The 13031-nt window shown below is 73.1% G+C and carries 13 protein-coding genes; 7 read left to right on the forward strand and 6 right to left on the reverse strand.

Annotated elements, in window-relative coordinates:
• Positions 1–45: 45 nt before the first annotated feature.
• A complete protein-coding gene (locus ACLQ20_RS13080) occupies positions 46–1002 on the forward strand; it encodes a DUF1152 domain-containing protein (protein ID WP_327028551.1) in 957 nt (318 codons plus the stop codon).
• Positions 1003–1025: 23 nt separating this feature from the next.
• On the opposite strand, the gene ACLQ20_RS13085 is transcribed toward ACLQ20_RS13080, so the two are convergent.
• Positions 1026–2078, reverse strand: a complete 1053-nt coding sequence (locus tag ACLQ20_RS13085) for a zinc-dependent alcohol dehydrogenase (RefSeq protein WP_425855683.1) — start codon at positions 2076–2078, stop codon at positions 1026–1028.
• A gap of 252 nt (positions 2079–2330) precedes the next feature.
• Between ACLQ20_RS13085 and ACLQ20_RS13090 the strand changes: the two genes are divergently transcribed.
• On the forward strand, positions 2331–3527 hold the full coding sequence (locus tag ACLQ20_RS13090; RefSeq protein WP_151455486.1) for a peptidoglycan DD-metalloendopeptidase family protein: 1197 nt from the start codon (positions 2331–2333) through the stop codon (positions 3525–3527).
• Positions 3528–3602: 75 nt separating this feature from the next.
• Here ACLQ20_RS13090 and ACLQ20_RS13095 read toward each other — a convergent pair whose 3' ends face one another.
• Positions 3603–4322 (reverse strand): ElyC/SanA/YdcF family protein, encoded by a 720-nt coding sequence (locus ACLQ20_RS13095; RefSeq protein ID WP_358120260.1) that lies wholly within the window; start codon positions 4320–4322, stop codon positions 3603–3605.
• Positions 4323–4497: 175 nt separating this feature from the next.
• On the opposite strand from ACLQ20_RS13095, the gene ACLQ20_RS13100 reads away from it, so the two are divergent.
• Positions 4498–5658, forward strand: coding sequence for an epoxide hydrolase family protein (locus tag ACLQ20_RS13100; RefSeq protein ID WP_425855684.1), 1161 nt, complete (start codon positions 4498–4500; stop codon positions 5656–5658).
• 133 nt (positions 5659–5791) lie between these two features.
• Here ACLQ20_RS13100 and ACLQ20_RS13105 read toward each other — a convergent pair whose 3' ends face one another.
• Complete coding sequence (locus ACLQ20_RS13105; protein WP_358120254.1) at positions 5792–6298, reverse strand: hypothetical protein; 507 nt, start codon at positions 6296–6298, stop codon at positions 5792–5794.
• 222 nt (positions 6299–6520) lie between these two features.
• Here ACLQ20_RS13105 and ACLQ20_RS13110 point away from each other — a divergent pair, with 222 nt between their 5' ends.
• On the forward strand, positions 6521–7606 hold the full coding sequence (locus ACLQ20_RS13110) for a hypothetical protein (protein ID WP_425855686.1): 1086 nt from the start codon (positions 6521–6523) through the stop codon (positions 7604–7606).
• Positions 7607–7678: 72 nt separating this feature from the next.
• Here ACLQ20_RS13110 and ACLQ20_RS13115 read toward each other — a convergent pair whose 3' ends face one another.
• Positions 7679–8836 (reverse strand): citrate/2-methylcitrate synthase, encoded by a 1158-nt coding sequence (locus ACLQ20_RS13115; protein WP_425855688.1) that lies wholly within the window; start codon positions 8834–8836, stop codon positions 7679–7681.
• Between the two features lie 68 nt (positions 8837–8904).
• Between ACLQ20_RS13115 and ACLQ20_RS13120 the strand changes: the two genes are divergently transcribed.
• Positions 8905–10104 carry a citrate/2-methylcitrate synthase gene (locus tag ACLQ20_RS13120; protein WP_425855690.1) on the forward strand — a complete coding sequence of 400 codons (1200 nt, stop codon included), beginning with the start codon at positions 8905–8907 and terminating at the stop codon, positions 10102–10104.
• A gap of 144 nt (positions 10105–10248) precedes the next feature.
• Here the strand turns inward: ACLQ20_RS13120 and ACLQ20_RS13125 are convergent, their stop codons facing one another.
• On the reverse strand, positions 10249–10740 hold the full coding sequence (locus ACLQ20_RS13125) for an FBP domain-containing protein (protein WP_425855692.1): 492 nt from the start codon (positions 10738–10740) through the stop codon (positions 10249–10251).
• Between the two features lie 71 nt (positions 10741–10811).
• Here ACLQ20_RS13125 and ACLQ20_RS13130 point away from each other — a divergent pair, with 71 nt between their 5' ends.
• The gene (locus ACLQ20_RS13130; protein ID WP_151455478.1) at positions 10812–11381 is read left to right on the forward strand and encodes a TetR/AcrR family transcriptional regulator; all 570 of its coding nucleotides are present in this window, start codon (positions 10812–10814) and stop codon (positions 11379–11381) included.
• 15 nt (positions 11382–11396) lie between these two features.
• Here the strand turns inward: ACLQ20_RS13130 and ACLQ20_RS13135 are convergent, their stop codons facing one another.
• Positions 11397–12140 carry an N-acetyltransferase gene (locus tag ACLQ20_RS13135; protein WP_425855695.1) on the reverse strand — a complete coding sequence of 248 codons (744 nt, stop codon included), beginning with the start codon at positions 12138–12140 and terminating at the stop codon, positions 11397–11399.
• Between the two features lie 472 nt (positions 12141–12612).
• Here ACLQ20_RS13135 and ACLQ20_RS13140 point away from each other — a divergent pair, with 472 nt between their 5' ends.
• Positions 12613–12975 (forward strand): hypothetical protein, encoded by a 363-nt coding sequence (locus tag ACLQ20_RS13140; RefSeq protein ID WP_327028540.1) that lies wholly within the window; start codon positions 12613–12615, stop codon positions 12973–12975.
• The last annotated feature ends 56 nt before the right edge of the window (positions 12976–13031 follow it).

Raw genomic sequence — 13031 nt, forward strand, 5'->3', positions numbered from 1 at the left:
CCCGCCTGCCAGGGAACCCCTGTGCCGGTCGCCTGAGGAGGCTCGATGCGGTCGCTGGCCGTACCGCCGTTGTTCGCCGCGCTGGAGCCGGCGCGCACCGTGCTGATCGCGGGCGCGGGCGGCGGCTTCGACGTGTACGCCGCGATTCCGCTGGCCGTCGCGTTACGCGACGCCGGTCGGACGGTGCACCTGGCCAACCTCTCCTTCACGCGGCTCGAACTGCTCGACCTGGACGCCTGGGCGGCGCAGGACGTCGCCGCCGTCACCCCGGACACCGCCGGCCCCGACGAGTACTTCCCGGAACGGGCGCTGGCCCGCTGGCTCGCCGCCAACGACCAGCCGAGCACCGTGTACGCCTTCCCGCGGGTGGGCGTGGAGCCGCTGCGCGACGCGTACCGGCATCTGGTCGACGCGCTAGGGGTGGACGCGGTGGTGCTGGTCGACGGGGGCACCGACATCCTCATGCGCGGCGACGAGGCCGGCCTCGGCACCCCCGTCGAGGACATGACGAGCCTCGCGGCGGTGGCCGGCCTGGACGTGCCGGTGAAGCTGGTGGTGTGCCTCGGGTTCGGCATCGACGCGTACCACGGGGTCAACCATACCCAGGTGCTGGAGAACATCGCCGCCCTCGACCGCGACGGCGCGTACCTCGGGGCGCTGTCCATTCCGGGCAGCAGCAGGGAGGCGCGGCTGTACCGGGACGCGGTCGCGTACGGGCAGGCGGCCACGCCGCTGCGGCCCAGCATCGTGCACGGGCAGATCGCCGCCGCCATCCGTGGCGCCGACGGGGACGTGCACATGACCCGCCGCACCCGGGGCAGCACCTTGTTCGTCAACCCGCTGATGGCGATCTACTTCAGCTTCGACCTCGACGGCCTGGCCCGCCGTTCGCTCTATCTCGACCGGCTGGAGCACACCGTCGGGATGCGACAGGTGGCCTCCCGGATCGAGGACTTCCGTGACGAGGTCGAGCGGCGTACGCCCCGGGTCTTCCCGCACTGACCCGGCGCCGCCGCGCCGCCGGCTCAGGCCCGGTCCGGCTGGTTCGGGTCGATCAGCACCTTGGTGTGCTCGCTGCGGCCCGAGTCGAGTTCGTCGAGGACGTCCTTCAGCGACGACAGCCCGAAGGTGCCCGTGTGCAGTGCCGCCACGTCGATGCGACGTGCGGCGATCGCGTGCATCGCGCCCACGAAGTCCTCGTGCTGGTAGGCCAGTGACCCGATCACCGTCAGCTCCCGGCTCTGCCAGTCGCCGTAGCTGACGCTCGAGTTCTCCAGCGGGTAGCCGAGCAACGCGAGCGTCCCGCCCCGGCGCACCAGTTCCGCCGACGGCTGGAACAGCGACGGAACACCGCTGCACTCGTACACGACGTCGGCGCCCATGCCCGCGGTGAGTTCGTCCAGCGCGGCCGGCAGGTCGGCGGGCTCGACCACGTGGGCGAAGCCGAGCCTGCCGGCCAGCGTACGGCGCGCCGCGGAAGGCTCCGAGATGATCATCGGCCCCGCCCCGGCGTTGCGCGCGTGCTGGGCGGTGAGCAGCCCGATCGGGCCGGCGCCCTGGACCAGCGTGGTGCTGCCGTACTCCGCCGCCACCCGCCGCACGGCGTGAAAGGTGACCGTGGCCGGCTCCACGAGCGCCGCCTCCACCGCCGAGAGGCTCTCCGGAACGGGGATGACCCGCCGCGCCGACACCTGCACCCGGGTGGCGAAGGCGCCGTGCGGCGGTGCGTCGGCGTCGACCCCGTTGGCCTCGGCGAACACGGTGTCGCAGTGGCGGGCGTGCCCGGCGACGCACTGGCGGCAACGGCCGCACGCCGGCCCCACCGCGCCCACCACGCGCTGGCCGACCCGCAGCCCGTCCACGCCGGCGCCCACCGCCGAGACCGAACCGGTCCACTCGTGCCCGAAGACCGCCGGCGGCAGCATGTGCCCGTCGGTGTAACCGTGGACGTCGGTGCCGCAGATCCCCGTGTACGTGATGTCGACGGTCACGCGGCCGGGCCCGGGCTCGGTCGCGGACACCTCTCCCGCACGGAGTTCGCGCGGACCGGCGACCGCGAGATAGCGACCAGCAGACATACGGGATCCCCCTCGGCGACAGCTCCAGTCTCGCACCCGACCCGCGCCACGGGGCGTCTACCAGCAGATTCGCGCGGCGGGGCGTCCCCGATCCGGCCGGGACCCCCGTCGCCGACGGTGGATCTTCGGCCCCGCGCCGAAACATACCTTCATTGCCGGCGGGTCAACATGTAGACAATCTTCCTCGTTCTGTCTATCGTCAGCACCACTTAGCGATGTCCTTCGATTTGAAAGAGGTCGTCAATGGTGCACATGAGACGATGGGCCGGCGTCGCCACAGCCCTGCTGGCGACGGAGCTCCTGGTCAGCGGCACCGCCGCGCACGCCGCCGTGCCCAAGCCGGAGCCGGTGCGGGTGAGCGTCGAGGACGCCGTCACCGCCAAGCTGCGCGCGCAGGTCCAGGCCTCGGAGGCGGAGCACGCCGAGACCTCCGCGGTGGCGCACCCGGAGAGCTCCGAGACCCGGGTGAACGTCACCCGCAGGAACGGCCCGTGGGCCTTCGGCACCGCCGTCGCCGTCACCACCCACGAGAAGGACGTCCATCCGACCGGCGCGATCTTCATCGCCCGTGCCGAGGCCGGCACGTGGCGGGTGAACTTCGACGGCGAGGCCGGGTTCAGCGAGCTGGCCGCCGAGTCGCCCCTGGTCAACAAGCAGGAGAAGGCGGTCTTCGCCCGTACCCCGAGCACCATGCAGGCGGGCGGCGACTATCGGACCGGGATGGCCCTGCCCTTCGCGGTGGGTCAGACGTGGACGCTGACCAGCGGCCCGCACGGCTGGGGCGGCTACGAGGCGCCGTACAGCTCGATCGACCTGGCCGGCGGTGACCAGGTGGTCCGCGCGGCGCGGGCCGGCACGGCGTACACGATGTGCACGGGGTGGATCCGGGTGATCCACGACCGGGGCTACTCGACCGACTACTACCACCTGTGGAGCAGCATCTCGGTCAACGGCGCCGCCGTCGGCCAGGGCGCGTACCTGGGCTACACGGGCACCGACGTCACCTGCGGCGGGGCGGCGTACGGCCGGCACGTCCACTTCGGGCTGCGGCAGAACAGCGCCTATGTCGGCATCGCCGGCCACAGCATCGGCAAGTGGGAGTTCGCCAACGGCGCTGCCGCCTACCAGGGCGGGGCGCGGCACGGCTCGGTCTGGGCCGGCGCCGGCGCCGGCCTCTACAACTACGGGGCGCTGGGCTTCAACCAGGCGGTGGTCGACGCCAACGGTGGTGGCTCGGTGAACAAGCGGTCCGGCCCCGGCACCGGCTACGCCGTGCGGGGATCGGTAGGCGACGGCACCACGGTCACCGTCTCCTGCTCCGCCAACGGCACCTCCCACGCCGGGCGGTACGGCACCACCGCGCTGTGGAACCGACTGAGCGACGGCACCTGGGTGTCCGACGCCTACCTGGCGAGCGGGGTGAACGGTCCGATCAACGGCTGGTGCTGACCGGCATCCGATCCGAGCGTCGACGCAGGGGCCCCGCCATCTTGGCGGGGCCCCTGCCTCGTGGGCGGCCGGGGGTCAGCCCGGGGCGCCGACGAGGAGGGACTCGTGGCGACTCCACAGCCACCGGAGGTACTGCTGGAGTTCCCCGAGGGTGGCGACCTGGTCCTCGTCCATGTAGGTGAGGATCCGTTTCACTTCTCCCGGCACGAGGTCGTAGGCGGTGGCCCCGGTCTCCGGGACGGGCGTGTCGGGGGAGACGGCCACGGGGACGGGGATGACGGGCAGGCGGAGGTTCCTCCTGCCCAGTGCCTTGAGGACCGTGAGGTAGGCGCGGGGCAGATGGTAGGGGGAGACGGCGAGCGCGAGGCTCGCGATGCCGAGGCCCTGCGCCTGCTCGGCGATCCAGGCGGCCTGCCGGCCGGTGTGGGGGGCGGGTCCGGCCTGGAGGCGGACCCCCTCGCAGCGACGGAGGCCCAGGCCGCGCAGGTGGTCGAGCGTGAGTTCGACGTAGGTCTCCTCGGCCGGGTTCCCGTTCGTCACCAGGAGGTGACGCAGGCCGGGGTTCGCCTCCCAGGTGCGGATCGCGTGGCTGAGCCGCCACTGTTCGCCCTGGCCGGTGGCCACGACGAGGGCGTTGACGCGGTCGGCGGCCGACGACGGCAGCGTCAGGATCGCCGTGAGGGCCTTCAGCACGTCCAGGAACTGGCCGGCGGTGAAGCCGGCGAGGTCTTCCTCCCCGACGGTCCGAGGGATTCCTCCGTGGGGGTTCGCCGCATGTTCCGCCCTCGTCCGCATCGGACGACGATACTGCGTGGGCCGGCGTGACCCGGAGAGCTTCGACGCTGCGGCCCACCCCGACTGAGCCTGCCGGGTGCCCGCGCGGCAGACCGCACGGCGGAAGGTGCGCGCCCCCGCGTACGCCGTCAAGGATGTGAATCTCGCGCGAGCCGTGACCCTGGAGGGCGCTGGGATGAAGCCGTTCCGCATCGAGATACCGCAGGCCGACATCGACGACCTGCGCCGACGACTGGCCGACACCCGGTGGCCGCACGAGCCGGGCGCGGACGGCTGGGAACGCGGCGTGCCGCAGTCCTACCTGCGGGAGCTGGCCGACTACTGGGGCAGCGGGTACGACTGGCGGGCTGCCGAGGCGCGGCTGAACGAGTACCCCCAGTACGTCACGGAGATCGACGGCGCCACGGTGCACTTCCTGCACGTACGGTCCCCGGAGCCGGACGCGACGCCGCTCGTCCTCACCCACGGCTGGCCGGGCAGCTTCCTGGAGTACGTCGACCTCGTCGGGCCGCTGACCGATCCGCGCGCCCACGGGGGTGACCCCGCGGACGCCTTCCACGTGGTGATCCCGTCCCTGCCCGGGTACGGCTTCTCCGGCCCGCTCACCGGGACCGGCTGGGGCGTGCCGCGCATCGCCGGGGCGTGGGCCGAACTGATGGACCGGCTCGGTTACGGCCGCTACCTGGCGCAGGGCACCGACTTCGGCTCCTGGGTGACGGTCGCGCTCGCGGCGGCGGACGCCGGGCACGCGATCGGGGCGCACGTCAACTTCCTCATCACGCCGCCCCCCGGCGACCCGCGCGAGCTGGGCGCGCTCGACGAGGACACCGGCCGGCGGCTCGCCCGGCTGGCCCGCTTCGTCGACGACGAGTCCGGCTACATGAAGATCCAGGCCACCCGCCCGGTGACGCTCTCGTACGCCCTGACCGACTCCCCGGTCGGGCAGCTCGCGTGGATCGTGGAGAAGTTCAAGGAGTGGACGGACTCCGGCAAGAGCCCCGAGGACGCCGTGGACCGGGACCGCCTGCTCACCAACGTGTCGCTCTACTGGTTCACCCGGACGGCGGGCTCCTCCGCCCAGCTCTACCACGAGACGGCGGACATGCTTCCGGTCAGCGCCGCGCCGCGGCAGCAGCCCCCGGTGCCGGTGCCGCTCGGGGTGGCGGTCTTCCCGCACGACCCCTCGCAGCCCGTCCGGGCCTGGGCCGACCAGGCCTTCCCGAACATCGTGCAGTGGACCGAGCACGACCGCGGGGGCCACTTCCCGGGGCTGGAGCAGCCCGCGCTCCTGGTCGACGACATCCGCCGGTTCGCCCGGACCCTCGGCGGGGCCTGAGCCCAGGGTCGCCGGACCGGGAAGGGCGTCCACCGCCGGGTGGGCACCCTTCGTCGCGGGTGCCGCGCCGATGTTCCTGCCGGGTGACCGGGGTGGTGCCGTCACCTGACGGTGGCGGCACCCGGTTCCCCCGTCAGCAGCCGCCGCAGGTGTAGAAGAGGATGTCCCAGTGGCTGCCTTCCTTGGTGTACAGGTTGCCGGAGGCCGCCCGATACTGGTAGCCGAAGCCGGCGATGTAGCCGACGTAGGTGTAGTTCGCCGAGATGTAGTTCTGGATGCAGGTGCTTAGGGCGATGTCGAGCTTGTAGCCGTTCCAGTGGCTGTAGGTGCCGCCGGCGTGCCCGACCTCGGTGCCGGCGGTGATCGTCACGGCGCAGCCGCTGGCGCGCTTGAAGGTGATGATTCCGCTGATGGTGGCCTGCCGGACGCCGTCGAACGAGGTGCAGGTCGAGACGTAGCGGTCGCTGCAGTTGCCGCTGGAGGTCCAGGAGACGCCGGCGGCGCGTAGCTGCGACGTGGCGTCGGAGTGGCTGATGGCGAAGGCCGGGCTGGCGAGTCCGAGCGTGGCCCCGGTCGCGGCGGCGATGGCAACCAGGAGCGTGAGCAGGCGGCGGCGCAGGGTGGATCGGGTGGACGACATGACTCTCCCGTTCGCGTGGGGGGATTCCTGCGATGAGAAGGCCGACCTTGCAGGATTTCTACCAGACATCGACAGGCATGACTAGATCTGTCGACGCCGGCAGCTCAGGACGCAAGGCCGAACCGCCCCTACCGGCATCAATGGGAAGTATCGACCTGCACCAGTTTCCTCATCGAGCGGCCGATGGTTGTACGAGACGTGACGGCAGCCTCACACTCCCGCATGGCGATCCCGGCGTCGGCGCAGCCCGCGTGGCGGATCAGGTGGGCCGAGCGCGAGAACGACCGGCGGCGGTGCGCGTACGACACGCAGGTGGCGGCCTGGCAGCGGCACCACGACCATCTGGCCCGGCTGCGGATCGAGGCGGCCGGGTTCCTCGGGTGCACGCAGCCGCGTGCCGGCCTGCCGGTGGACCTCGACGCCGACGAGGTCGTCTACCGGGTACTGCCGGTCGCCGACCTGGTCGAGGCGGACGCGCGGCACGGCACCAGGCTGCCCGTCCCGGGCCTGACCGTCGCCACGGACGACGCCGCCGGCCGCGCGCTGCCGAGGGGCGTGCGGGCCCTGGACACGGGAATGGCCGTCGTGACCAACCACCGCGTCGCCTTCTCCTCGGGGCGCGGGTGGCGGCACGAGTGGAGGTACGCGGACCTGGTGGGGCCCGCGCACCATCCCGAGGTGCCGTTCACCCTGCTGCACGCCACCGACGGTCGCCGGCTCGCCGGGCTGCGGGTGCCGGCCGCCGCGACCGTGAACTTCCGCTTCTATCTCACCCTCGCCTTCGCCGCCGCCATTGGCGAACGGGCCGCCGTCACCGCGCAGCTCGAGGCCCTGCTGGCCGCCCACCGGCACGCGCGGCCGGTGCCACCGCTGCCGGTCCACCCGGATCAGGCCCCGTCGACCGGGCTGCGTGCCGAGCGTCGCGCGGCCCTGGCCGCTGCCGTCGTCGCGGTGGCGTTCGTGGCGCTGACCGCCGCAGGCCCGGCCTCGCCGGAGGGAGCCGACCCGCCGTACCGGGCGGACGAGAGCGCGCGGGGCGCCTCCGCCGCCGCGACGCCGAACCCCGTCGAGGGCGCCGCACCGACCGCCCGAGGCGAGCCGGCGGCGCGCAACCCGGGCGCGGCGACGTCGGAGGCCGGTGCGCTGGCGGCCGCCACCAGGGGCGGTGTGACACGCGGACGCGCGCCGGTCAGGGCGCCGGAAGTGGTGCGGATCGGCGATGCCGTCGCGCCGGCGGCTCCCTTACTGCGGTGGCTCGCCTGCCCGCAGGGCGATTCCGGTGCCAGTGCTCCGCCCCGTCCTGGGTGACGTTTGGGCACCGGCCTCCGGCGTACGCGCGAGGCGCCATCGCGGATGACGGATCGCGGTGGGCGATGGCGCCTAGCCCAGGGGTGGTGCGGTCCCGGTCGGCAGCGGTCTGGGCGCGCTGGGGCCCACGTAGCGCGAGTCTGGCCGGATGATCTTCGAGTCCTCGGCCTGTTCCAGCACGTTCGCGCACCATCCGATCACCCGGCTGGTGGCGAACGTCGGCGTGAACATCTGGCGGGGCAGCCCGCACAGGTGCATGACCACGCCGGCGTAGTACTCCACGTTCGTGTGCAGTTCCCGGCCCGGCTTCAGTTCCGCCAGCAGCGACAGGACCCGCTCCTCGACGGCCACGGCGAGGTCCACCAGATCGCCACCGAGGGACAGGGCGATCGCCTTGAGCATGCGTGAGCGGGGGTCCTCGGTGCGGTAGACGGGGTGCCCGAATCCCATGATCCGCTCGCCGCTGAGGATGCGGTCGCGCAGCCACGCGTCGGCCCGGTCGGGGGAGCCGATGGCGTCGAGGGTGTCGAGGGCCCGGCTGGGCGCGCCGCCGTGCAGCGGGCCGGAGAGCGCGCCGAGGGCGCCACCGACGCAGGCGTAGATGTCTGCGCCGGTGGAGGCGACGACGCGGGCGGTGAAGGTGGACGCGTTGAAGCCGTGATCGACAGTCGCGATCAGGTAGCGCTCGATGGCGCGGGCGTGCGCAGCGGACGGCTCCTTGCCGGTGATCATGTACAGGTAGTTCGCCGCGTGCGACAGGTCGTCGCGCGACTCGATCGGCTCCAGCCCCGCCCGCAGCCGGAACAGCGCGGCCAGCAGGCTGGGCGTGAGGGCGCAGAGTGCCATGGCCTGCGCCCGCCGTTCTGCCGGCGGGGTGTCGTACAACGGGCGGGCCCCGGCGGCGAGGCCGGCGACGGCCAGGGCGGCGCGCAGTCCGCCCATCGGGTCCGGCGACGTCGACGCCGCGGCGATGTCGGGCAGCGCGGCGGCGACGGCGGGCGGGATGTGGCGCAGCGGCGCGATCTCGCGGCGCAGCGCCGTGGGATCGGTGGGCAGGCAACCGTCGATGAGCAGCGCCCAGACGTCCTCCAACGTGCGCTGCTCGGCCAGGTCGATCGCTGAGTACTGCCGGTAGTGGTAGAAGCCCTCGGCGCCGCGGACGCGGCCGATGGTGGTGTCGGTGACCACGACGCCGGCGAGCCCGCGCGGAACGGTGATGGTGTCAGGCATGCGGGCAGCGTCACGCCCCCGGACGGGCGTAGTCAACGTTGATCCAGTCAACGTGAGACCATGCCCACATGTCCGGGGAACAGCTGTTGACGACCGCCGAGGTAGCGCTTCGCCTGCGCGTCAAGCCGGAGACGATCTACGCGTACGTCAGTCGCGGACTGCTTGCCCGGGTCAAGGTTCCCGGCGAGCGGATCAGCCGGTTCCGGCTGGCCGACGTCGAACGGCTGGCCTCCCGCACGCAGGCGACCCGGCCGGTCCGCGACGGCGCCCCGGCGATGCGGACGGCCACCACGTTGATCGCGTACGGGCGGCTGCACTACCGGGGGCTGGATGTCGGCAGGCTCGCGCCGGCGTCGGCGTTCGAGGAGGTCGCGCACTGGCTGTGGACGGGGGAGCGGCGCGGGGAGACCTTCGCGGCGTCCGCCGAGACCCTCGACAGGGCCAGGCTGGCGAGCAGCCACCTCCCCGCCCGGGCACGGCTGTTCGACCGGTTGCCGGTGATCGTCGCCGTCGCGGCCGCGATGGACCCGCTGCGCTTCGACCTGGCGCCCGCTACCGTGACGGCCCTCGCGCCGGGGTTGCTGTCCACCATGGTCGACGCCCTGCCCCTCGCCGGACAGGCTCCCTCCGACGAGCGCCTCGCTGCCCGCCTGTGGTCGCGGCTGACGGGCACGCCACCGTCCGCAGCTGGTCTCCGGGCGCTCAACGCCGCCCTCGTCCTGCTCGCCGACCACGACCTGGCCGCGTCGACCATCGCGGTACGCGTTGCGGCCTCCACCCGGGCGAACCCCTACGCGGCGGTGCTGGCGGGCCTCGGGGCGCTGGACGGGCCAATGCACGGAGCCGTCGGCAGCGGCGTCCACCGCATGATCGAGGCCGCCCGGCGGGACGGGGCGTCGGCCGCGATCGCCGAGTGGCTGCGGGCCGGCAACCTGCCAGGGTTCGGGCATCCGCTGTATCCGGCGGGCGACCCGCGTGGCACGACCCTGCTCGATCTCGTCGCGGACCTGCCGTTCGAGGGTGATCTGCGGCGGGCGGTGGACGACCTGACGGCCACGGCGGCGCGGCGGGAGGCCCTGCCCAACGTCGACTTCGCGGTCGCCGTGCTGTCGCACGCGGCCGGTATGGGGCCGGGCGCCGCCGAGGTGATCTTCGCGGTCGCCCGGACGGCGGGTTGGATCGCGCACGTCAACGAGGAATACGCCCAGCCGACCAGTCGGTTCCGCTGGACCAGCGGCTACACCGGGCCGCCTCCCGTCTCGCCGTGAACCCCGCCGCGGCCTCTCCTCGCGGTGGGTGGTCAGGTGGCGCGCCGGCAGTGGCCTTCGAGGGCGCGGATCGCGTCGGCGGGTTCCGGTGGGCAGGTGAGCCCGCTCGTCATCGCCGACGTGCGAATTTGCGAAGCCTGGGGATCAGGCGGTCACGGTGGCGATGAACGCGGCGACGTTCGCCATGGTCCGCTGGATCTTCTCCTCCAGGGTGAGTGACTCCTGCAGCCGTGCGCCGGCGCCCGGGTCCTTCTTGCCCCGCACGTACAGCGAGCAGGCGAGGTCGCTGCACATGTAGGTGCCGACCGTGTTGCCCTGCTGCCCGGCCTTGCCCGCCTTCGGCGCAACCATCAGGGAGACGCCGCCTGTGGGGGCGGTCAGACACATTGAGCACATGCCGCGCCGTGGCTGCGAGGGGGCGGGGCTGGGGCAGCGCAGCGCGAGGGCCCTCGGCCGGCCGTCCAGCTCCGTGACGAGGTAGGCGCGGTGGGGGGCCTGCGGATCTCGCCAGCCGAGGTAGTCCAGGTCGTCCCAGGGCCGGTCGGCCAGGTCGCGCGGGACGGACAGACGCTTCGCCTCGCCCTTGGTGCAGTTCACGAAGGCGGTGCGGATCTCTTGCTCGGTCAGCGGCTTCATACGCGGCAGGCTAATTTCCCTAAAGGTATTAGGCAAATGCATAATGGGTTATGCCGAGCGGGCGGAGGAGCATGGCACGCGCAGGACTGACCCCGGAACGCCTGACCCTGGCGGGAGCGGAACTGGCCGACGAGGTCGGCTTCGACCAGGTGACCGTCTCGGCGGTCGCCAGGCGGTTCGACGTCAAGGTCGCGAGCCTGTACTCGCACCTGAAGAACTCCCAGGACCTGAGGACCAGGATCGCCCTGCTCGCCCTGGAGGAACTCGCCGACCGGGCCGCCGACGCCCTGGCCGGGCGCGCCGGCAAGGACGCCCTGACCGCCCTCGCGAACGTCTACCGCGACTACGCCCGGGAACATCCCGGCCGCTACGCCGCAGCCCAGCTCAGGCTCGACCCGAAGACGGCGGCGGCGAGCGCCGGCGGCAGACACGCGCAGATGACGCGGGCGCTGCTGCGCGGCTACGACCTGACGGAGTCGGACCAGACGCACGCGGTCCGGCTGCTGGGCAGCGTCTTCCACGGCTACGTCAGCCTGGAGATGGGCGGCGGGTTCAGCCACAGCGCCCCCGACACGCAGGAGACGTGGTCACGGGTCCTGGACGCCCTCGACGCCCTGCTGCGCAACTGGCCCGCGCCCTGACCCCGGCGTGACGACCTAGAGTCGGTGCCTGACCCAGACGTTGGGCTCGACGTAGACGGCGTGGTCGTGCGCCACGTCGCAGTGCACCGGCACGAGGGCCCCCGGCACGTGGACCGGCCCGCTGGTGTCGAACGGCAGGCCCGTCCAGCGACGCCAGTCGGCGAGGGTCCCGGCGATCGTCATCGACCGGGTGGCGACGCGCTCGATGCGTCCGCCCGCGCGGACGTGCACCCGCAGCCAGGGGTCGACCGGCAGGCCGTCCTCGCGGACCTGCGCCGCGTACTGCGCCATCGGCAGTTCGGGCCGTGTGTGCTTGCCGCTCGGCCGGACCGGCGCGACGAATGTGTCGTAGCCCAGTTTCGCGACGGCCTCCCGCATGGCGGCCAGCATCACGGCGGACAACCCGGTGCCGCGACGGTCGGGCCGGATGCAGATCTCCAACGCCGAGACCATGTTCGTGTCGGCGCCGGTCAGCCGGTTGACGGTGGCCCGCTGGATCACCCGGTCCCAGCCGCCGTCGGGAAGCTCGGACTCCGTCCAGCGCAACGGCACCGCGTACGCCCGGGCGACCGCGCGGGCGGGGTCGGCGGGGTCGACCGCGGCGAACACGAACTCGGGGTACAGGTCGTGGGCGACGCCGTAGTACACCGTGCCCATCGGGTCCCACAGCATGAACGGCGGCCACGCCCCGTCGAAGTCCTCGTCGAGCGAACGGCCGAGGTCGGGGCGGTCCGCCAGGCGCACGATGTCGAGGGTCACGGCGGAAACCTAGAGCGCCGGGTCGTCACGCGCACCTCGATTTCGGGGCCTGTGCGGCGGGCCACGGCCGCCCGGACCGACCCGGCAACCCCACGACGGGGCCCCGGGGCGCCGGGCGCTGGCCGGTACGCGGGCGTTCGGTCTATGGTGGCGCCGTGACCGCCCCCGGCCCCTCCCGGCAGCCCCGCACCGCGGCGTACCAGGAGTTTCCCGCCCCGTCGCGGACGACTGCGACCACCGGGCCGCAGGCCCACCTCGTCGCGGGTGCGATCACCCGTCGCCTCGTCGTGCCGTCGGTCGCCCGCGTTCGCCGGGGCACCGTCGCGCCGATCGTCGCGCCGCCGACCCGGCGGGCGCCTCGTCAGCGCCGCCCGCCGCCACCCGTCCGAGATCCACAGGACCGGCACCGGCGGGCGGAGCGCATCAGCGCTCCGCCCTTTCTTTTCGTTCCGAGCAGGGAGAAGGACCGATCGTGTACGTCGTGAACAGGCAGGCCGAGCTGGGGGTGCTCCGGATCGTCCTGGAGGAGCAGTACGAGCGGCACAGCATCCAGCTGGCGCTGCTGGACCGGCAGGCCCGACGGACGCGCTCCGACGGCGCCGATCTCGAGGCGGCCGCCGCGTTGACCGCCGCCACGCGACGGGCCCTGGGTGACATCGCCCGCGCACTGCACTACCTGGAACAGGGCCGCTACGGCACCTGCGGAGGGTGCGACCGCGACATCCCGATCGAGGAGCTGGCGCATCGCCCGTCGACCCGGCTCTGCGCCACCTGCGAGCCGGAGCCCCGTCGGCGTGCGGACAGCGGCCGCAACGGTTGCGACTGCCGCCGGTAGGGCCGGCACCTGTCGTCGGCGCTCCGTCGAAGGACACGGGCGGCGCGGCGGGTTCT

Origin of the sequence: Micromonospora sp. DT46 (assembly GCF_049841735.1) — a bacterium.
GTDB classification, from domain to species: Bacteria; Actinomycetota; Actinomycetes; order Mycobacteriales; family Micromonosporaceae; genus Micromonospora; species Micromonospora reichwaldensis.

Bases quoted from the DNA above. Each gene is read 5' to 3' on its own strand.
- ACLQ20_RS13080 (WP_327028551.1), top strand. From the start codon at position 46: ATGCGGTCGCTGGCCGTACCGCCGTTGTTCGCCGCGCTGGAGCCGGCG.
- ACLQ20_RS13085 (WP_425855683.1), bottom strand. From the start codon at position 2,078: ATGTCTGCTGGTCGCTATCTCGCGGTCGCCGGTCCGCGCGAACTCCGT.
- ACLQ20_RS13090 (WP_151455486.1), top strand. From the start codon at position 2,331: ATGAGACGATGGGCCGGCGTCGCCACAGCCCTGCTGGCGACGGAGCTC.
- ACLQ20_RS13095 (WP_358120260.1), bottom strand. From the start codon at position 4,322: ATGCGGACGAGGGCGGAACATGCGGCGAACCCCCACGGAGGAATCCCT.
- ACLQ20_RS13100 (WP_425855684.1), top strand. From the start codon at position 4,498: ATGAAGCCGTTCCGCATCGAGATACCGCAGGCCGACATCGACGACCTG.
- ACLQ20_RS13105 (WP_358120254.1), bottom strand. From the start codon at position 6,298: ATGTCGTCCACCCGATCCACCCTGCGCCGCCGCCTGCTCACGCTCCTG.
- ACLQ20_RS13110 (WP_425855686.1), top strand. From the start codon at position 6,521: ATGGCGATCCCGGCGTCGGCGCAGCCCGCGTGGCGGATCAGGTGGGCC.
- ACLQ20_RS13115 (WP_425855688.1), bottom strand. From the start codon at position 8,836: ATGCCTGACACCATCACCGTTCCGCGCGGGCTCGCCGGCGTCGTGGTC.
- ACLQ20_RS13120 (WP_425855690.1), top strand. From the start codon at position 8,905: ATGTCCGGGGAACAGCTGTTGACGACCGCCGAGGTAGCGCTTCGCCTG.
- ACLQ20_RS13125 (WP_425855692.1), bottom strand. From the start codon at position 10,740: ATGAAGCCGCTGACCGAGCAAGAGATCCGCACCGCCTTCGTGAACTGC.
- ACLQ20_RS13130 (WP_151455478.1), top strand. From the start codon at position 10,812: ATGGCACGCGCAGGACTGACCCCGGAACGCCTGACCCTGGCGGGAGCG.